Genomic DNA, 18,454 nt, shown 5'->3' on the forward strand with positions numbered 1-18,454 from the left:
GCAGTTCGTCACGAACTGGAAGAGGAGCGGCAAATGGAGATTCGGACCACCCTGGCAGTAGCATCGTTGTTGTTGAGCGCCGTCGTCGCGGGCGCGCAGATTCCCTCGTGGATGCCCGACCCGACCCAGCAGCAGACCTACACAATGCATCGCTCCTCGAGCCGCGAGTCCACCGGAGCCAACGCCGACTACCGCACGCTGACGCCCGGCCAGACGCTGCCCATCCTCGATGTCGACGGCCCCGGCTTGATCTCGCACATGTGGTTCACCATCAACGCTCCCGAGCCGTACCACCTCAAACGCATCGTCATGCGCATCTACTGGGACGGCGAGCAGTCTCCGAGCGTTGAAGCCCCCATCGGCGACTTCTTCGGCCTCGGCAACGGCGCGTACTTCGGCTGGCAGTCTGCGGTACTCAGCGCGGGGAACGACAGATCGCTCAACTGCTGGTTCCCCATGCCCTATGCGAAACACGCCCGCGTTACCATCACCAACGAAGGCAAGATGCCGGTCAACAGTCTCTACTGGAACATCGACTATCGCCAGGACACAAAGCCCCTGCCTGCGGGAACGCTCTACTTCCACGCCGACTACCGCCAGGCCTACCCCAACCACGGCTGGGCAAAGAACTTTTACTCCAACGGCGACCCCGAGGTGAACTACCGCCGCAACCTCGACGGCAAGGACAACTACGTCTGGTTCGAGGCCCAGGGCCACGGTCAGTTCGTCGGCGTCACCATGTCGGTCTTCCAGAACCAGGACGGATGGTGGGGCGAGGGCAACGACATGTTCTTCATCGACGGAGACACCGCGCCCACGACCGTCGGCACCGGCTCTGAGGACTACTTCCTCGGCGCGTGGGACTTCGGCGGTTCGGCCCAGTTCGCGCTGCACGGCTCGCCCGTCGTGGGGCAGGAGCTCGCCGGCTCGCGCTCCAGCGTCTACCGCTTCCACCTCGATTCGCCCATTCCCTTCAAGAAGTCCATGCGCGCCACCATCGAGCACGGTCACGCCAACTCGCGCTCCGACAACTATTCGTCCGTCGCCTACTGGTACCAGGTCGAGCCCCATCAGCCCTTCCCGGCGCTGCCCGAGATGAGCGACCGCATCCCTACACTCCAGTTCGTCGGCGGCCCCGGCAACTCCAAAGAACCCTACGTCCCCGGCGCCCCGCAGCCGCGTTAAGGCCCACCGGGGCGATCACCCCGTCATTCTGAGCCGTAGGCGAAGAATCCCTGTATTTTCTCGAAGCCGCACCGATCTTCGATCTCGGGAAGCGCTTCATCAAGGCAAAGCCATCATAGATGTGACCCGCGCTCAGGCATTAGAATTGAAAGAGACATGTTACGTTTTTCAACTGCAGGTGAGAGCCACGGCGAGAGCCTCGTCGCCCTGGTCAGCGGTCTTCCGGCCGGAGTTCCGGTCGATCAGGAGTTCATCAGCCGCGAGCTCTGGCGCCGCCAGAAGGGCTACGGCCGCGGCGGACGCATGCGCATCGAGCGCGACGCCGCGCACATCCTCTCCGGCGTGCGCCACGGCAAGACCATCGGCTCGCCCATTGCGATGACCATCGCCAACAACGACTGGAAGAACTGGACCGAGATCCTTCCCGTCGAAGAGGGCGACCCGGCCAAGCACAAGGCGGTCGCCTCGCCGCGCCCCGGCCACGCCGACCTTGCCGGGGCCCTGAAGTACAACTTCTCTGACGCGCGTTATGTGCTCGAAAGAGCCAGCGCCCGCGAGTCTGCGGCTCGCGTCGCCTCGGGTGCACTCGCGAAGTTGCTTCTCCGCGCCCTCGGCATCGAAGTTCTCTCGCACGTCATCCGCGTCGGCAAGGCCGAGCTCTCCCGTCCCGCGAAGTGGAATGAGATCGTCACCCTCGCGCAGAAGGACGAGGTCCTCCTCAACTGCGTCAACCCCGAGGACGAAGCCCGTATGAAGGCCGAGGTCGACGCCGTCCTGCGCACCGGCGACACCGTCGGCGGCGTCTTCGAGGTCGTCGTTCACGGCCTGCCTCCCGGCATCGGCACACACGTCAACTGGGACGAGCGCCTCGACGGCCTCCTCGCCCAGGCCGTCATGAGCCTCCAGGCGGTCAAGGCAGTCGAGATCGGCCGCGGAGTCACAGCCGCCGAATCCTTCGGCTCCACGGTTCACGATGCGATCGGCTACGAGGCGAGCGATGAGGCCTTCACGAAGTTCTCGCGCGAGCACAACAACGCCGGCGGCCTCGAGGGCGGCATCTCCAACGGTGAAGACGTTGTCGTTCGCGGCTACCTGAAGCCCATCTCGACCCTGCGCCGCCCGCTTGGCTCCGTCAGCTTCGAGACGCGCGAGCCGGTGAAGGCCGCCTACGAGCGCTCCGACGTCTGCGTGGTGCCCGCCGCAGGCGTTGCCGCAGAGGCGATGGTCGCGCTCTGCGTCGCACGTCTCGTGATCGAAAAGTTCGGCGGCGACTCGCTCACCGAACTCGAGCGCAACTACAAGGGCTATCTCGAACAGATAAGAGCATTCTGACGTGGCAAAGAAGATAAAGATTCATGAGATCGTGAAGTACCCCGACCCCGTGCTGGCAAAGCGCGGCGATCCGGTCACCGTCTTCGACGACAAGCTGAAGACGCTGGTCGAAGAGATGTTCGAGTCGATGTACGCGGCGCAGGGAATCGGCCTCGCCGCGCCGCAGATCGGCCTGTCGCAGCGCCTCACCGTCATCGACGTCAGCTTCAAGAAGAACCCCGAAGAGAAGATCGTCCTCATCAACCCGGAGGTCATCCACCGCGAAGGCGAGCAGTACGAAGAAGAGGGCTGCCTCTCGCTCCCCGACATTCGCGACAAGGTCAAACGCGCGGCCAGGGTCAGGGTCCGCGCGCAAAACGCCGACGGCGAGTGGTTCGAGATCGAAGGCGAAGAACTCCTCTCCCGCGCCTTTCAGCACGAGATCGACCACCTCGACGGAGTCCTTTTCATCGACCGCCTCAGCCGCCTCAAAAAAGACCTCACCATCCGCAAGATCAAAAAGCTGATCAAAAACGGTGAGTGGTAGACCCAAAACTCTTCCGGCGTCATTCCGGCCCTGAACGAAGCCGAAGAGGAAGAATCCCCGTATTTCACCAGTAGCGCCACAAATGTTCGGGTGTCCCATCCATGCCGCAGGCATGGGTGGGAATGAACCCCTGCACATAGCCGGGTGCCCATCTTCGCGACGGCCTTATCGTCGCAAAGGTGGGCGTTCGCGCGGAGGCGCGAACCCTCTTCCGGCAGACCGGCTACCATAAAGATGAATGAAACTTGTCTTCTGCGGAACTCCGCAATTCGCCGTCCCTACCCTCGATGCCGTCATCGCCGCCGGCCATCAGGTTGCGCTCGTGCTCACCCAGCCCGACCGCCCCGCCGGCCGTGATCAGAAGCTGCAAGCTCCTCCCGTGAAGCAGACCGCACTGGCGCACGCCATTCCAGTCATGCAGCCGGAGAAGATTAAGAACAACGCCGAGCTTCGCGCCGAGCTTGAGTCCATCGCGCCCGACGCCATCCTCGTCGTTGCCTACGGCCGCATCATCCCGCAGTGGATGCTCGACCTGCCGCGCCACGGCAACATCAACCTGCACGGCTCCCTTCTGCCGAAGTATCGCGGGGCCGCGCCCATCCAATGGGCGGTCGCCAATGGGGAGGCCATCACCGGCGTCACCACCATGCGCCTCGACGCCGGTCTCGACACCGGCCCCATGCTGCTCGCGCAAGTCGTTCCCGTTGGCGAAGAGGAGACCGCCGCCGACGTCTACGAGAACCTCGCCGAGGTTGGCGCGCCGCTGATGATCGAGACCCTTCGCCGCCTCGAAGCGGGCGAACTCTTCCCCGAGTCGCAGGACCACACCCTCGCCACCCACGCGCCCATCCTCACCCGCGACGACGGGCGTATCGACTTCGATCGCACCGCGCGCGAGATCCACAACCGCTGGCGTGGATTCCAGCCCTGGCCCGGAGCCTTCACCTCGCTGCGCGGCAAGAAGCTGATCGTCCACCGCCTGCATCCCGTCGAGCACCACGCGCCTCTCGCATCCGGCACAATCCATCTTCACGAAGGCCGCCTGCTCGTCGGTTGCGGCTCATCGAGCGTCATCGAACTCGACGAAGTGCAGCTTGAAGGCAAGCGCCGCATGTCGGTGGCGGAGTTGCTGCGCGGCTTCCAGATCAACTCCGGCGAGCGCCTAGGAGGCTAGACGATCTTGCCCAAGCCTGCTCACAAACCTGCTTCCACGGCAAAGCCAATCTCTCCCGCGCGCGTTGCCGCGTTCGAGATACTCACTCTCATCGCGGCCAACAAAGGCAACAGCGACGACCTGCTGCACTCAGCACATACCGCAAAGCTCTCCGCCGAAGACCGCAACCTCGCCACGACACTGGTGATGGGTGCGTTGCGCTGGCAGATCTCACTTGACGCCCGCATCCAGCCGCTTTTGCAGCGCCCCGACCAGCGCCTCGCCGAACCCGTCGCCATCGCGCTGCGTCTCGGCGCCTTCCAGCTTCTTCACCTCGACCGCATCCCCGCGCACGCTGCCCTCAACGAGAGCGTTGAGCTCACCCGCGCCAGCGGCAACCCCCACGCTGCCGGGATGGCCAACGCCATCCTTCGTAAGCTCTCTTCCGCGAAGCCACAAGGGAAACCGCTTCACGAATCGACGGCAGCCTTCGCGCAGCGCCTTGCTCATCCGCAGTGGCTCGTCGAGCGCTGGGTCGCGCACTACGGACGTTCCGTCGCAATCAAACTATGCGAAGCAGGCCAGGCCGAACCCGCCGCGCCGCCGCTCTTTACCGCAGAGTCTGCCGCATTGCCTCATATCGACGACGGCTCGCGCCTCGTCGCCGAGCTTGCCGTCGCTTCCTCTCCGCGCGCCGTCCGCGTTTGGGACGCCTGCGCCGCGCCCGGCGGCAAGACGCTCGTCCTCGCCCTCCGCCTCACCAACGCGCAGATTCTGGCAACCGACGTCAGTCCGCGTCGTCTCGCGGCCATGCAAGCGCGCTTCGAGCAGTCAGCCGCGAACATCCGTACCGAGCAGGCAGACGCCACGCAGCCTCCACCTGACCTCAACAATTTCGACCTCATCCTCTGCGACGTGCCCTGCACCGGAACCGGAACCCTTGCGCGCAATCCCGAGATCCGCCATCGCCTCACCCCCGCCGAGATCGCGCGCCAGGCCACTCGCCAGCAGAAGATCCTCCGCGCCGCACTCTCGCGTCTCGCCCCCGGAGGCCGCCTGCTCTACTCCACCTGCTCGCTTGAGCCTGAGGAGTGCGAACAGGTTGTCGAAGCCGTCGCCCCAAAGCACAAAGACATCCGCACGCTTCCTCTCGCGCCGCTCCTGAACGGACTCTACACCTCGGGCTTACTTACGCAGGCGCTGCCAAATGCAATCCGCGGCAACTATCTCCGCACACTGCCCGGCACACATCCCGGCGACGGATTCTTCGCCGCATTATTCGAACGACAGCGGAACTAACGGCACAGCGTCACAATCATGCCATCCTGAGTGAAGCGTAGCGAAGTCGAAGGACCTGTATTTCTGCGCGCGTCTCACAGGTGCATTCTGGGAGAAACTCAGTGCATCACGGAGAGCCGCACCTGGTCGCCGCGAAATACTTTGTGCCCCGCCAGCGGACTCTGCGCGGCCACAATGCCCGGGGTCAGTGGAGCCAATACGGCGGGCTTTGCGATTGAAGCAGGATTTGCTGCGGAAGCCGCGGCGGGCGCGGGCGATGCGGGCGTCGCTGCCGGAGTTACATCTTCCGCGCTCACAATCTTCAGGCCAGCCGCACCTGTGCGAGCAAACGCTCCAGCCACCGGCAAACCAACCAGCGACGGCATCACAAACGCCTCAGCCCCCGCGTCCTCCGGCTGGCTCAGCAACACGCTCACGCGCGGCCGGTCGATCCCCTGCGCATTCGGCGGAGGAGTCTGCGCAACCACAACGCCCGCCGGTCCCGGTGCCGCGATATGACCCACCGTGCCAAGCTCCAGCCCCAGTCGGCGCAGGTTGATCGCGACCGAGCGTTCGCCCTGTCCCGTCAGGTCGGGAATCGAAACCTGTTGCGCACCCAGGCTCTCCGTTATCCTCACAGGCCACTGCCTGCGAACCGTCGTGCCCGGAGCAGGGAACTGCGCCAGCACCTGTCCCGACGGCGTGTTGGGAGAGTAGAACTTGTTTTCGAGTTGCAACCGCAGACCCATCGAGCTTGCCTTGCGGCTGGCCTCCGAGATCGTCATGCGCGACAGATCGGGTACCTTCACCTCGCGCCCATGGATGGCCAGACGCATCGCAAGAAAAGCCGAGATCATCGCGACAGCGACCATCGCCATCGCTCCGAGCACCAGGTTGAAGAAGCGCCGCATCGCTCGCCACTTCACAATCCGTATACGTACCATCATCGCCTGTTGTCCGTCTCCGGCTCCGGATGGATCAGCAGGCGATCCACCTCCGGTGCTTCCAGCTTAAACGCTCCTTCGAGCGCCGTGATGACTTCGTGCACCTTCGCCATCGGCAGGTCGTCACGCATGGTGCAGTGGCAGCTTACCTTCAGGTGCGATCCAATGCGGGTTACCATCACATCGTGAGTATCGAGTATCTCCGGAAACGCCTCCGCAACCTTTCTCAGGCGAATCTCCAACTGACGGTCCTGTTCCTGCGACTCCGGCTCTTCGATCGTTCCCGGTTCGCTCTCGATATGCGTAAGAATCGACGCCACCTGCGGCACCTCGCGCTGAATCTCTCCCTCCAATCGCGTCGCCATCTCGTGCGCCTGCTTCAGGGGCATCGTCTCTTTCACCTCAAGATGCTGCTCCACATGCAGCCCCCCGCCAAACTGCTGCACGGTCACATCGTGAAGCGTCAGGTTCAGCCTTTGCGCTACCGCACGAATCTTGTCATGAATACTCTCGGTCATCGGAGCCATCGGCACCGAATGAATCACTACGTCAGCGCCGGGAAGGTGGCGCTTCACAATCGCCGTCGCCTCCGATGAGATCTGTTCTGTCCGTTGAAACGTCAGGTTGCGAGCCAGCCCAAGCGTCAGGTCGGCGAAGTAACTCGAACCCGATCGACGCGTACGCAGGCGGTTGACCGCAACAACTCCGTCGATCGTCGCCAGCTCGCGCATCAGCTCAATCCGTGTCGCCTCGCGTGTCTCCGCTGGCGAGGCGTCGAGCAGAGCGTCGATCGTCTTTCGACCCAGCCCCCACACCACCCTCAGGATGATCGCCGATACGACCAGTGCGGCAATAGGGTCGGCCAGCTCAAGTCCCTGGATACTCCAACGCTTGCCCGCATATGAGGCAGCCAGCCCCATAAACACCGCCAGCGACGACCATATGTCCGTGCTGAAGTGGATCGCATCGGCCTCCAGCGCAAGGCTGGCATGTTCCGCGGCGATGCGATGCAGCTTTCGCGAGCGCGTAAAATCGACCGCAATCGAAAGCAGCAGTACCGCAAACGGCCAGACTGAGTATGTGAGCGTCAGTCGTTCGCGGAACGCGATGCGCTCAATCGCTTCCGTGACGATCCACACGCACGAGCCCAGCATCAGCACAGCTTCGACAAACGCCGACAGACTCTCCACCTTGCCGTGGCCGTAGTTGTGCGTATCGTCCGCAGGCCGGTCCGAGACTTGCACGGAGAACAGCGTGATGGCCGCCGCTATCAGGTCGACCGTCGAATGCGCCGCCTCCGACAACATGCCCAGCGACCCCGTCAGGACGCCAGTAAGAAATTTGAGAGCCGTAATCCCCAACGCCGCCAGCATGGAAAACAACGCCGCCGAACGCTTTTCTGCATGCGTATGCGATGCACTCTCACTGGCGGCCGTATAGCTCATCGAGCCTCAATCCTACATGGTGGACATGGTCATTGCACCCCGCATTTTGCGTCAAGCACAGATGTAACAAGGGTCTCGCAAACCTCTAACATTGTGTCATTCCGACCGGAGCGAAGCGCAGTGGAGAATCTGCTTCTCTACCGCTATGGTTTCGTCGCACGATAAAGCCCGGCCGCACCAAACGTATAGTCAGTCCAGGTAGCGTCTTTAAACCCCGCCGCGCGAATCAGCTCCAGCATGCGTGGCGGGCGAGGGAAGCGCTCCACCGAGGCCGGCAGATAGCGATAAGCGTCAGCATCCCCCGAGATCATGCCGCCAATCTTCGGCAGCACCTTCTTGAAGTATAGGTTGTACATCGCGCCCCGCAGCCCGTCTGGCTGGTTGCACTCCAGTATTCCGATCTGGCCGCCGGGCCGAAGCACTCGGAACAACTCTGCCAGACCTTCTTCATAATTTGCCAGGTTGCGAAACCCGAAGGCCGACATCACCAGGTCGAGCGAGCCGTCGGCGATCGGCAGATGCAACGCATCGGCTTCGACGGCGACGATATTGTGCGGAGCAAACTTCCCGGCTCCACGCACCAGCATCTCGTGCGAAAAATCCACCGCCAGTAGTGGAGCCTCGCTTCCAGTCACGGGACGATACTTCATCAACGCCAGCGCCATATCGCCCGTGCCGCAGCACAGATCCAGCACGCAAGCCTCAGGGCGCAGAAGCACATCGCGAAAACTCCGTGCCGTGCGCGCCCACCACCAGCGGTCGAGGCCCACCGAAAGCAGATGATTCAGCAGGTCGTATTTCGGCGCAATCGAATCGAACATCTGCTGCACGTTCGCAGCGGCGCTCGCCTCGGTCGTCGCTCCCACCGGCCGCGCTCCCGTCGAGACCTCGTGCTCCCGCTGCTGTTCCTGCGCCACGGCCATCACGCTCTCTTTTTCTTCTTCGCAGGTCGAGCCGTCGAAGCCGCTTGCGACCGCATCATCGCCAGCATCCACTCCGCTGCCTGAAGCATCTCGTCCTTCGTCACGTCGCGAACGATCTCCACCACGCCGATCTTCTTTGCCAGCACAAAGCTCAACGACCCGCTGCGGTTCTTCTTGTCGTTCGCCGTCAGCGCAACCAGCTTCTCTGCCGTCGCGCGAAATCCGCTCAGCGGCCCATAACGCAGGATCAGCGTGACGATGCGCTCCGCCTCGCGCTCCGGGATCATTCCACGCATCCATCCCAGCCGTGTCGCCGCGATGCTTCCCCAGCCCACGGCTTCACCGTGCAGCAGTTGTTTGTAGCCGGTCGCAGCCTCGATTGCGTGGCCCAGCGTGTGTCCGTAGTTCAGAATCATCCGCAGCCCGGACTCGCGCTCGTCCTTCGCCACCACGTCGGCCTTGACGCGAACGCTCGCAGTCACCACATGCGTCAGCGCCTTCACGTCGCCCTTCAGCACGGCGTCCGCATTGCGCTCGAGATAGCTGAACAGCTTCGCGTCGTAGATCACGCCGGCCTTGATCGATTCCTGCAAGCCCGCGCGAAGCTCCGCCGCTGGCAGCGTCGCCAGAACATCCGAGTCCACCAGCACGGCCAGCGGATGATGAAAGCTCCCGATCAGGTTCTTTCCCGCCGCAAGGTTCGTCCCCGTCTTGCCGCCGATCGACGAGTCCACCTGCGCCAGCAGCGTCGTCGGCACCTGCACATACGGCACGCCGCGCATGTAGATCGCCGCCAGGAAGCCCGTCATGTCGCCGACCACGCCGCCGCCAAACGCCACCAGCAGAGCATCGCGGTCTGCGCCCGCCTCGGCAAGCTGTTCGGCCAGCGACTCGATCGTCCGCATCCGCTTGTACGACTCTCCTGCCGGAATGAAGAGCACGGTCGGCTGCTCGCCCTTGCCAAACGAGGCCAGCACCTGCTTCCCCCACAGCCCCCATATCTCCGGCGAGGTCACGATGAACGTGCGATAGGGCTTGCCGCCCTTGAGCTTCTTCAACCGTGGGGCGAGCGTCTTCAACAGTCCTGACGCGATTGTGATGTCGTAGCTGGCGCTGGGCGTCTTCAGAGGAATCACGGGCACAATACCTTCATCCTATCGTTAACAACCTCGTTCGCTCCCCGAACAGGTATCCTCAAGAGTGAGGAGTCGTTGTGCCGATAGCCGAAGCATCTCCAGATCATCACGCCAGTGATCCCACATCGCAGCAGGTTGATTTTCTTGTTATTGGCGCAGGAATCGCCGGTCTCAGCGCGGCCATCCGGCTCGCCCGCGCAGGCTCCGTGCTCGTCGTCACCAAGGAAGAGCTCGCCGAATCGAACACCGCCTACGCGCAGGGCGGCATCGCCGTCGCCATGGGCGGCGACGAAGACGTCGCGCTCCACTACGAAGACACCCTTGCCGCAGGCGACGGACTCGTCAATCCCGAGGCCGCACACATCCTCGTCGAGCAGGGCCCGAAGCGCGTCGAAGAGTTGCTGAGCTGGGGCACTGCCTTCGATCGCGAGCACGGGGAGCTGATGCTGACGCGCGAAGGAGCGCACTCGCGCTCGCGCATCCTGCACGCCAACGGCGACGCGACTGGCCGTGAGATTGCCGTCTCGCTCCTGCGCCACGTTCGAGCCATCCCCAGCATCCGCCTCATGGAGTGGGCCACAGGCATCGATCTCCTGCTGTCTGTGGGTCGCGTCACCGGCGCAACGCTGCTCGACGGCGAAGGCGGCATCCTCGCCATCCACGCGCGCGCCACGCTTCTCGCCAGCGGCGGAGCAGGCCAGGTCTACTCCGACACCACCAATCCCGCCGTCGCCACCGGAGACGGCATCGCCATGGCCTGGCGCGCCGGAGCTGCCATCTCCGACATGGAGTTCTACCAGTTCCACCCCACCGCCTTCTCACAACCCGGCGCTCCCCGCTTCCTCATGAGCGAGGCGCTGCGCGGCGAGGGCGCATACCTCGTCAATGCAACGGGCGAGCGCTTCATGCAGCGCTATCATCCTCTGCTCGAGCTTGCGCCGCGCGACGTCGTCGCCCGCGCCATCACCATGGAGAGCATCGACGGCCCCGTCTACCTCGACATGCGCCACGTCGCCAAGGACCTGCACGCGCGCTTTCCCGGCATCTCGCAGTTTCTGGCGAAGTATCGCCTCGAGCTCAATCGCGACCTCATCCCCGTGCGCCCCGCTGCGCACTACCTCATGGGAGGCATCCTCACCGACGTTCACGGCCGCACCACGCTCCCCGGCCTCTACGCCGCTGGCGAGGCCGCCTGCACCGGCGTCCACGGGGCCAACCGCCTCGCCTCCAACTCGCTCCTCGACGGCCTCGTCTTCGGCGCGCTCACCGCCGACGCCATGACCTCCGACTCCTCCCGCCTGCCTTCGCTCAAACAGGCGCACGTGGAGCCGCCCTCCACGCACATCGAAGGCACCACGCTCGACGCCAACACCGAGCGCTGGATCGACGACCTGCGCGCCAATATGTGGAAGCACGCGGGCCTGCTGCGCGACGCCGCCGGTCTCGATACGATGAAGCGCGCGCTAGCTGCCCTCGCGGACACCATGCCGCGCGGGCTCACCCGACGCGCCATCGAGGCACGCAACCTGCACGACATCGCCTCCATCATCACCACATCGGCGCTCGCACGCCGCGAGAGCCGCGGCGCGCACTTCCGCAACGATTTCCCGCAGCACGATGCTGAAGCGCGCCACTCCGTGATGCAGGCGAACGACCTCAGGTTTCAGCCCTGATGCTGCTGGCTGCCGGAAGGTCGTTTCAGCAACGAGACGGCCACGGTGATTCCCAGCAGCGCCACCACCACCGCCAGTGAGGTCATCGGTTTGATCTCGTAGAAGTGCGCCGTCAGCATCTTGACCGCCGCAAACCCCAGCACGGCGGCCAGCCCATAGTGCAGGTACTGCAACCGCATCAGCAGGTGCGCCAGCAGGAAGTACAGCGACCGCAGCCCCATCACAGCCATGATGTTCGAGGTATACGCCAGGAACGGATGCCGCGTGATCGAGAGCACCGCCGGAATCGAGTCGATCGCAAACACCAGGTCCGTTACTTCGATCGCGATCAGCGTCAGAAAGAGCACCGTCATCATGCGTTGGCCCGCTTCGACGACGAAGAAGCTGTCCTGCCGCAGACTCACCGGACGAAGACGCGATATCCACTTCAACCAGCCTGGAATCTCTTCCTTCTTGTTCTCGTCTTCGGGAATGACCAGCTTGATCGCCGCGACGAGCAGCACAACCGCGAAAATATAGCTCACCCACTCGAACCGCGTCAGCAGCCCGATACCCGCGGCGATGAACGCGCCGCGCATCACAATCGCTCCCGCCACGCCCCAGAAGAGCACTTTCGGCTGATTCGGAGCGTCAATGCGGAAGACCTTGAACAACAATAGGAAGACGAACAGATTGTCGACCGAAAGCGCCTCTTCGATCGCATAGCCGGCCAGGTACTGTGTCGCTGAATCGCCGCCCATCGCCCGCAGTACGAACAGCGCAAACGCCAGCGCCGCTCCTACCCACAGGCAGGTCGCCGCAACCGAGGTGGAGTGGACAACCTTGTCCGCCCCATGCTTCCTCTGCTGCCAGCGTATGTAAGCGAACTCCAACGCCATCAGTACGAAGACGAAGAGGTGAAATCCTACCCAGTAGCTCGCAGGCGTGAAGTGTTGCATCTCTCAGGATGCTATCGCAACGGCAACATGTCCCGCAGCGTGCTCCCGCCGTGATGCAGAATCTTTAGGGAGCCTCTGTAAGTCCAGTTTTGTTGGTAATAACATACTTGACTGAGTAAAGGCTAAGAGATGGCTAAATCGACTCACAAACTATTGGAGAGATGTCTCTTTTGGCTCCTCTCCAAACGGGGAGGTAACGGTAAATCCCAAGAATTTAAGCATCTCCAATGTCCTTTGTGCGGGGCCACAAAACAGAACATTGGGAGGCCGAGCGGTCCTGCACTCTATCTGGGCCACGCCTGCTTCCCCAGAGAAAATCAAGTCACACCCATCGAAGACGCAATTGATAAAGATGTGTCCGTCTAGGATTACGGTTTCCTTTGGACCGAATGTCTTATTTTCGATTCGTGGCAAATCCGCTTCTGTCATTGCCTAAATCCCTTCCAGTAGCTCCGACAGGCTTTTCTCCAGCGCATCCGCAATCCGTTTTAGCGCCTCCAGCCCAATTTCTCGTTTTCCAACTTCGATTTCACAAATGTGGGTTTTGCTGAGTTCGGCATGAGCCGCTAAATCAATCTGCCTCCATCCGCGTTTCCGTCGAAGCGTCCTGATTCGATTGCCCAGCTTGACGCGGAGAGTGGTTGCCATCTCTCCATCGTCCGGTTATTCTGAGTCGCAAAGTTCAGGCATGCCTGAATCAACGAGCAGGGAGCGATGATGGCGGATACGCCGGATTGGAAGAAAAAAGCTAAAGCCGAGTACGAAAACGAAGAGGAGCGTATTAGGACCGACGTAAAGGCAGGATTCTATTTACATCTCTTTATCTTTGTATTTCTCGGTGTGGTTTTCGGAGCAATCTATGTCATCCGGTGGATGATTGTCAGAGATAACTTTCTGCCATCCAGTCACGATGCCGCATGGATGATTGCTATCGCAATCGGGGCGGTACCGTTTATTTATTTTACGGACAGACACGACAGAATAAGGGAAGTTCGTGAGCAACGTCTCATTCGGCTTGAAATGAAAATTGATGCCATGCTGGCCGAACAAGATGCGCTGCTGGCTAGATATGAAGAGCTACTGAGAGATGTCCGGCGCACGATGAGCGACACGGAGCTGCATATACGCGGCATCCTCTAATCTATTTTTAGGAATCCTCCAGCGCGGTGAATTCACGCTCCCATTTATTCACCGCCAGCACCGCAGCCAATTTGAAAAAATCATAAGTAACGAGTCCTAGAGCCTCTGATTTTGTGAACTCAAAGTGGCCTATTCTGTTCATAAACTCTGATTGGTGCGATACAGTAAGTCGCCAAAGATAACGACCCTCAATGCTCTCATCTTGGAATCCCGCGACCAATGCATCGGAAATCACCTCGTAGTGCATTTTTCTCGAACGAAACATAGCCCATCTCCCTTGTGCCAGGGATAAAGTAATTGGTCTATCTCGTGTGTCAATGCTAAAAAGCGCTTCCACAGGCAACCGTTCTAAGCTCATCTATACGGAGGCTGTCATGGATAACCGATATGGTCTTGATGCCGCTCTTGATGGGCTGGAATACGAATTGCGCTGGACACCCATTTCCTGCAGACCTGAAAGACGCCGACTTATGGAATACATCGCTTCGTTCAAAGCACAATTCAAATCGCTGACAGGTATGGAGTGGAAGCCGAATATCCTCCGATAAGATTCGATTCTTCTCTTTTACGAATACGACTTGCTGCTTACGCGGGAAAAGATTAGCTTTAAAAGGGTAGGGCGGGATGAGCTTTAGGCTCAACCCGCCCCGTTCGGATAAAACTCCCACCATGTCCCTCGTCGCCGCCCTCCTTCCCAGAGATTAGCGACTTGGGACTTTTTGCTTGGTTCCCGCTGCCACGGTGGGTGCTGTGGTGGCGGCGGGTCTTACCCTCCTGACAGAGTGAGCAATCATGCTTCTATCTCCCTTCTAACTGTATGAAGGATAAGGCGATGTTGTCAGGGAGTGTCCAGCAGGGAGATTCTGAAGCATAATGGGGAAATATAGGGGAGGAATAGGGGAGAAATGAGGGAAGTCATGCATACTTCGTCGGTCGCGGCTTCCCCATGATGTCTTCGGGAGTCTTGCCGCTGGTCAGGACGTGCTTGAAGGAACGATCCGCCTTCAGACCGTCCTTGGCTTCGCCGCCGATCCAGCGCGTCCACTCCCTGCGCGTCTGCCGTGCAGCCCAAATGATGTCAGCGATCTTTACGTCTGGGAACGTCGCTCGGTATGAGTCACGCAGCGATTGCCGTATTGCTTTGCGGCTGGCCCTCACGTCTTCATCGGACTCGGTCGGAGCAGGTGGCGGTGCCGGAACTGACGGCGCGGGGGTAACTTCGGCCATCTTTGCTTGCATCGCCAAAAACTCTGGAGACTGTTCCCACACGTACTTGCCAACCAGTGCTGAAAGAGTTTCCCTCAGACCAGCGACCATCTCATCGTGCGTCAACCCGTGATACTTGAGGCTTTCCGTGCTGCTCCCCTTATCTACTTCGTACACAGCATTGACGACTCTCGCCACGATCCGATCTGCGAGCCGCTTCAGCCAAGTCTCATAGCGAGCATCTTTGCGGACGGAACCATACTGCTGCACCTCTCTCGTAAACAAAACACTGGCGTACCACTGTAGTTGGTTCAGCAACTGCGCTGGCATTTTCGGAGGACGCGGTTTACCTGCTGGCGTCTCATGGGGAACCTGCATCCCGGATAGATTCCGGTAATGCTCCTGATCGACCTTGTACAGCATCAGGTCGATCTGATCGCACACAATTCGAGGTAGTGGAGGTCGCTCCCCGATTTCATCGGCCTCCTGTAGTCTGCACGCAGCAGCCGCTGCCATAATCAGCAGAGGTGACCCGGAAGTTATGTCGATTCCAGCAGCAGCGCGGGTGCTCTCTTTACTGATAGCCGCCAGTTTGCGCTCATGCTCCAGTTCTTCCTCTCGCTTCTGTCTGCGGAGAGCGGAGTCGCCAGAAATCTTGTCCTTGAGAAGAGCGTCCATTGGCTCAGGCCAATCTTGACTGCGCTGCTCATCGCTGGAATGCGGCACGATTACAGAGCCAATCAGCGTGAGGTCGGTGGTTTCCTGAATGCTTTCGATCGTCGGCATGAGGTGATAGCCAATGCCATCCCACGCTACATGCCATTTACCTGGCGATACGTTGATAATGGTTGTTGGCGGCAAGACGACTGCGATTGGTCCTTTCTTCGACGTCGCGCTGGTTCCCGGCCCGCCAAGACCATGCACATGTACCCTGCCGATACCGTCGGAGGTGCTTGCGGTAACAGACGCATAGATGGCAGCGCCCGGCGGGATGATCTGATCTGGCCGGGCGTTCCTTTGCTTTCTTGGAGTCTGCCTGCGCACACACACCCTTACTGCGGCGCTCCGAAGGGCATACGATGTGGATATCCAGCCACACGTCGAATGCCTCGGCCATGCGCCGGGCTTTCATTTTAGGTGAGCCAATTCTACGGGTTTACAATCGTGGAATGACAGTACCTTCCAAGAAGGCGTGGACTGATCCGGCCAAGAGGCCACCCAAAGCGGAGACGATGAACACGCCGGGGAACTTTGACCAGTTCAGGGAAGCAATGAGGACTTTGCTCAAGGCAAAGCCCGCAAAGAAGCCCGCTTCCCCCGGCCCGACTTCGGCTTCTTAGTTGTGCCTTTGCCGCGCCGTCAGTTCGGCATACATGAGACGCTTCCCGGTGATTTGGGACATTACTTGAATGAACCGTCCAGCATCGTTTGAGTCATCACGGTGGTTGAAGCGAAACACCTGCTCCGCAACATAGGAGTTGAGGTGTGCTGCATCCACGCTGACATATGTGCCGTGCAATCCTCGCTTGAGCAAGCTCCAAAAATTCTCGATTCCATTTGTGTGAACATGGCCGCGAACATACTCGTCTGCATGAACAATCACGTCATGGAGATAGTCTTGTTCCTTTGCGACAATGGTGTAGTTGGTGTGCTCATCGGTGATGAGGTGCGAACCGGCCATCACATTGTCCGCAAGCATCGGACGCATGTTGTGTAGTTTGCGATCCTCAATGACTCCAGCGCGCACCTTACCGCCGCGCTCCAGCATTCCCATGACGATGGACTTGTTGCCACCGCCCTGATACGACGCAGACTGTTTACGCTTGCTGCGGTGCATGTTCTTGACCTTGCCGCCCACAAACGTCTCGTCGGCCTCTACCGGCGCATTGATGCCGAGCTTTAAGCCCGTGTCCGTCATCGCGTGACGGATGCGGTGCAGGACGTGCCACGCTGCCTTTTGGGTGATTCCTAACGCCCTCGCTAGTTCGTAGCTGCTGATACCGTTCTTGCAATTCACCAAGAGCCATGCAGCGGGAAGCCACTTATCGAGTCCGATAGGGGAATCCTCAAAGATGGTTCCCACTTTGAGAGAGAACTTCCGCTTGGGATGTTTAGTGTTGCAGTTGTAGAGGTTCGCCTTTTCAAGGAACGTCACCTTCTCAGACCCGCAATAAGGGCAGCGGACAATTCCGTCATCCCAACGAACAGCGATCATAAACTCGCGGCAGTTCTTGGGATCGGAAAAGTGCTTGATGGCTTCGAGTAGTGTCTGAGGCATGTCCATACCTGTAAGATACACATCTGAGTTAGCTCAGTCAAGTATGTTATTACCGTTTTGTTAGGGGCACCCGTTCGACTGCGCTCAGGGCAGGCTCTTCAGCCGTGCCGCAAGTGGCTTGTCTGCAATGCGGCTTTAGCCGCTGAGGGAATGTTCGGATACTTATTCAGAACCTTCCATAGATTTTGAAGGGGCCCGTCAGACTTTGTGTGTGCCAGCCATCGGTTTGTTAGCCACAGACCATGCACCCGTATGCCAGAAGATTAGCGTGCGCCAAGCACCATCGAATACACGGCATAGACGCCCACAGCCAGCAATCCCCACAGGACCGACGAGAAGACCACTCCGCGAAGGATCTCCGCCACCTGATGTTTCTCCACAAAGCTCTCCTTGCGGTTCCACGAGAACTCGGGCTTTACCTCGTTGCTCCTGCTGCGCCAGCTCAACAATGTTGATGTCTGCATTCGACTTTGCCTCCAGTTATCCACAGCCTAGGCATGTCACTTCCACACTGCTATCCCACAAAAGAGGAACCCAGAGCTGATTGGATCGGCCCTGCCCTGACTTTGCCTTGTCATGCCGCAGCGTAGCTGAGGAACCTGTTTCTCCCTGAACCGTACCTGCACTATGTCCCTCTCTCATCGGCCACCCGGTACTTAACATGAGGCTCATCAGGTGTTTTTCGGTGACACATGGCCCGGCTCGGCGTAGCATATGGCCGCAACACAAGCTCTATTTTTGCGAAATGCCGAAAGGATGTCTCATGAAAACAATGCTTCGTCTCCTGGCAGTTGCCACCTCCCTGTCGTTCGCCCACGCCGCTCTGGCGCAGGCCCCGGCGGGCTCAACCGGACAATGTAAGGACGGATCCTATACCTCTTCGGCGAGCAAGAGCGGCGCCTGCCGCGGCCATCAGGGCGTCAAGGAATGGTACGCAGCCTCGGCTGCCAAGTCTGCGGCCGCCGCTCCCGCCGCTCCCGCAGCCAAGCCCGCTCCTGCACCGGCGCCCAAGGCGGCCACGGCTCCAGCAGTAACTCCCGCTCCCGCTGTAGCGGCCGCTCCCGCTGCCTCGGGCAAGATGTCGCCCTCGGCTCGCGCAGCTTCCATGACGCAGGCCCCCGGCGGTGGCGCTGGAATGGTCTGGGTCAACACCGAGTCCAAGGTCTATCACTGCCCAGGAACGACCTTCTACGGCAAGACCAAGCAGGGCAAGTACATGTCTGAAGCCGACGCCAAGGCCATGGGAGCCCACGCCGACCACAACCATCCCTGCACTAAATAGCTGTCAAGCCCTGAA

General features: G+C 60.5%; 18 protein-coding genes. 8 read left to right on the forward strand and 10 right to left on the reverse strand.

Features of this window, described 5'->3' with window-relative positions:
• Window positions 1-33: 33 nt before the first annotated feature.
• The 5 genes from JSS95_01285 (at window position 34) to JSS95_01305 (ending at window position 5,495) form a co-directional block, all read left to right on the forward strand.
• Window positions 34-1,185 (forward strand): DUF2961 domain-containing protein, encoded by a 1,152-nt coding sequence (locus tag JSS95_01285; GenBank protein ID MBS1798436.1) that lies wholly within the window; start codon window positions 34-36, stop codon window positions 1,183-1,185.
• Window positions 1,186-1,341: 156 nt separating this feature from the next.
• A complete protein-coding gene (gene aroC, locus JSS95_01290) occupies window positions 1,342-2,517 on the forward strand; it encodes a chorismate synthase (GenBank protein ID MBS1798437.1) in 1,176 nt (391 codons plus the stop codon).
• A gap of 13 nt (window positions 2,518-2,530) precedes the next feature.
• The gene (def, locus tag JSS95_01295) at window positions 2,531-3,043 is read left to right on the forward strand and encodes a peptide deformylase (protein MBS1798438.1); all 513 of its coding nucleotides are present in this window, start codon (window positions 2,531-2,533) and stop codon (window positions 3,041-3,043) included.
• A 238-nt stretch (window positions 3,044-3,281) separates the two neighbouring features.
• Window positions 3,282-4,217, forward strand: coding sequence for a methionyl-tRNA formyltransferase (locus tag JSS95_01300; GenBank protein MBS1798439.1), 936 nt, complete (start codon window positions 3,282-3,284; stop codon window positions 4,215-4,217).
• A gap of 3 nt (window positions 4,218-4,220) precedes the next feature.
• Window positions 4,221-5,495, forward strand: a complete 1,275-nt coding sequence (locus JSS95_01305; GenBank protein MBS1798440.1) for a methyltransferase domain-containing protein — start codon at window positions 4,221-4,223, stop codon at window positions 5,493-5,495.
• A 98-nt stretch (window positions 5,496-5,593) separates the two neighbouring features.
• Here JSS95_01305 and JSS95_01310 read toward each other — a convergent pair whose 3' ends face one another.
• The 4 genes from JSS95_01310 to aroB form a co-directional block, all read right to left on the reverse strand.
• On the reverse strand, window positions 5,594-6,421 hold the full coding sequence (locus JSS95_01310; protein MBS1798441.1) for a PASTA domain-containing protein: 828 nt from the start codon (window positions 6,419-6,421) through the stop codon (window positions 5,594-5,596).
• Window positions 6,418-7,863, reverse strand: a complete 1,446-nt coding sequence (locus JSS95_01315; GenBank protein ID MBS1798442.1) for a cation diffusion facilitator family transporter — start codon at window positions 7,861-7,863, stop codon at window positions 6,418-6,420. Before JSS95_01315 ends, JSS95_01310 begins: the two co-directional genes overlap by 4 nt.
• Before the next feature lie 143 nt (window positions 7,864-8,006).
• Complete coding sequence (locus JSS95_01320) at window positions 8,007-8,786, reverse strand: ubiquinone/menaquinone biosynthesis methyltransferase (protein MBS1798443.1); 780 nt, start codon at window positions 8,784-8,786, stop codon at window positions 8,007-8,009.
• On the reverse strand, window positions 8,786-9,928 hold the full coding sequence (gene aroB, locus JSS95_01325; GenBank protein ID MBS1798444.1) for a 3-dehydroquinate synthase: 1,143 nt from the start codon (window positions 9,926-9,928) through the stop codon (window positions 8,786-8,788). The genes JSS95_01320 and aroB overlap by 1 nt, the downstream gene beginning before the upstream one ends.
• Window positions 9,929-10,005: 77 nt before the next feature.
• Between aroB and nadB the strand changes: the two genes are divergently transcribed.
• A complete protein-coding gene (nadB, locus tag JSS95_01330; protein ID MBS1798445.1) occupies window positions 10,006-11,595 on the forward strand; it encodes an L-aspartate oxidase in 1,590 nt (529 codons plus the stop codon).
• Here the strand turns inward: nadB and JSS95_01335 are convergent.
• Together JSS95_01335 and JSS95_01340 are read right to left on the reverse strand one after the other, a co-directional pair.
• Window positions 11,586-12,533 (reverse strand): TerC/Alx family metal homeostasis membrane protein, encoded by a 948-nt coding sequence (locus JSS95_01335; GenBank protein MBS1798446.1) that lies wholly within the window; start codon window positions 12,531-12,533, stop codon window positions 11,586-11,588. The two genes, nadB and JSS95_01335, sit on opposite strands and share 10 nt — an antisense overlap.
• 432 nt (window positions 12,534-12,965) lie before the next feature.
• On the reverse strand, window positions 12,966-13,181 hold the full coding sequence (locus JSS95_01340) for a helix-turn-helix transcriptional regulator (protein ID MBS1798447.1): 216 nt from the start codon (window positions 13,179-13,181) through the stop codon (window positions 12,966-12,968).
• Between the two features lie 66 nt (window positions 13,182-13,247).
• On the opposite strand from JSS95_01340, the gene JSS95_01345 reads away from it, so the two are divergent.
• Window positions 13,248-13,673: a hypothetical protein gene (locus JSS95_01345; protein MBS1798448.1), complete on the forward strand. Its 426-nt coding sequence runs from the start codon at window positions 13,248-13,250 to the stop codon at window positions 13,671-13,673.
• 7 nt (window positions 13,674-13,680) lie between these two features.
• Here JSS95_01345 and JSS95_01350 read toward each other — a convergent pair whose 3' ends face one another.
• The 4 genes from JSS95_01350 to JSS95_01365 all read right to left on the reverse strand — a co-directional run bounded on the left by JSS95_01350 (window position 13,681) and on the right by JSS95_01365 (window position 17,621).
• Window positions 13,681-13,938 carry a hypothetical protein gene (locus JSS95_01350; GenBank protein ID MBS1798449.1) on the reverse strand — a complete coding sequence of 86 codons (258 nt, stop codon included), beginning with the start codon at window positions 13,936-13,938 and terminating at the stop codon, window positions 13,681-13,683.
• 650 nt (window positions 13,939-14,588) lie between these two features.
• Window positions 14,589-15,740 (reverse strand): hypothetical protein, encoded by a 1,152-nt coding sequence (locus JSS95_01355; protein MBS1798450.1) that lies wholly within the window; start codon window positions 15,738-15,740, stop codon window positions 14,589-14,591.
• Between the two features lie 475 nt (window positions 15,741-16,215).
• Window positions 16,216-17,163 carry an IS1595 family transposase gene (locus tag JSS95_01360; protein ID MBS1798451.1) on the reverse strand — a complete coding sequence of 316 codons (948 nt, stop codon included), beginning with the start codon at window positions 17,161-17,163 and terminating at the stop codon, window positions 16,216-16,218.
• A gap of 257 nt (window positions 17,164-17,420) precedes the next feature.
• Window positions 17,421-17,621 carry a hypothetical protein gene (locus tag JSS95_01365; protein MBS1798452.1) on the reverse strand — a complete coding sequence of 67 codons (201 nt, stop codon included), beginning with the start codon at window positions 17,619-17,621 and terminating at the stop codon, window positions 17,421-17,423.
• A 299-nt stretch (window positions 17,622-17,920) separates the two neighbouring features.
• Between JSS95_01365 and JSS95_01370 the strand changes: the two genes are divergently transcribed.
• Complete coding sequence (locus JSS95_01370) at window positions 17,921-18,439, forward strand: DUF3761 domain-containing protein (protein MBS1798453.1); 519 nt, start codon at window positions 17,921-17,923, stop codon at window positions 18,437-18,439.
• Window positions 18,440-18,454: the final 15 nt, after the last annotated feature.

This window comes from Acidobacteriota bacterium (genome assembly GCA_018268895.1).
Lineage (GTDB): Bacteria > Acidobacteriota > Terriglobia > Terriglobales > Acidobacteriaceae > Edaphobacter.

What these genes read in the sequence shown, in the direction of transcription:
- JSS95_01285 (MBS1798436.1), top strand. Translation starts at nt 34, where the DNA reads ATGGAGATTCGGACCACCCTGGCAGTAGCATCGTTGTTGTTGAGCGCC.
- aroC (MBS1798437.1), top strand. Translation starts at nt 1,342, where the DNA reads ATGTTACGTTTTTCAACTGCAGGTGAGAGCCACGGCGAGAGCCTCGTC.
- JSS95_01300 (MBS1798439.1), top strand. Translation starts at nt 3,282, where the DNA reads ATGAAACTTGTCTTCTGCGGAACTCCGCAATTCGCCGTCCCTACCCTC.
- JSS95_01310 (MBS1798441.1), bottom strand. Translation starts at nt 6,421, where the DNA reads ATGATGGTACGTATACGGATTGTGAAGTGGCGAGCGATGCGGCGCTTC.
- JSS95_01315 (MBS1798442.1), bottom strand. Translation starts at nt 7,863, where the DNA reads ATGAGCTATACGGCCGCCAGTGAGAGTGCATCGCATACGCATGCAGAA.
- JSS95_01320 (MBS1798443.1), bottom strand. Translation starts at nt 8,786, where the DNA reads ATGGCCGTGGCGCAGGAACAGCAGCGGGAGCACGAGGTCTCGACGGGA.
- JSS95_01335 (MBS1798446.1), bottom strand. Translation starts at nt 12,533, where the DNA reads ATGCAACACTTCACGCCTGCGAGCTACTGGGTAGGATTTCACCTCTTC.
- JSS95_01340 (MBS1798447.1), bottom strand. Translation starts at nt 13,181, where the DNA reads ATGGCAACCACTCTCCGCGTCAAGCTGGGCAATCGAATCAGGACGCTT.
- JSS95_01345 (MBS1798448.1), top strand. Translation starts at nt 13,248, where the DNA reads ATGATGGCGGATACGCCGGATTGGAAGAAAAAAGCTAAAGCCGAGTAC.
- JSS95_01350 (MBS1798449.1), bottom strand. Translation starts at nt 13,938, where the DNA reads ATGTTTCGTTCGAGAAAAATGCACTACGAGGTGATTTCCGATGCATTG.
- JSS95_01360 (MBS1798451.1), bottom strand. Translation starts at nt 17,163, where the DNA reads ATGGACATGCCTCAGACACTACTCGAAGCCATCAAGCACTTTTCCGAT.
- JSS95_01365 (MBS1798452.1), bottom strand. Translation starts at nt 17,621, where the DNA reads ATGCAGACATCAACATTGTTGAGCTGGCGCAGCAGGAGCAACGAGGTA.
- JSS95_01370 (MBS1798453.1), top strand. Translation starts at nt 17,921, where the DNA reads ATGAAAACAATGCTTCGTCTCCTGGCAGTTGCCACCTCCCTGTCGTTC.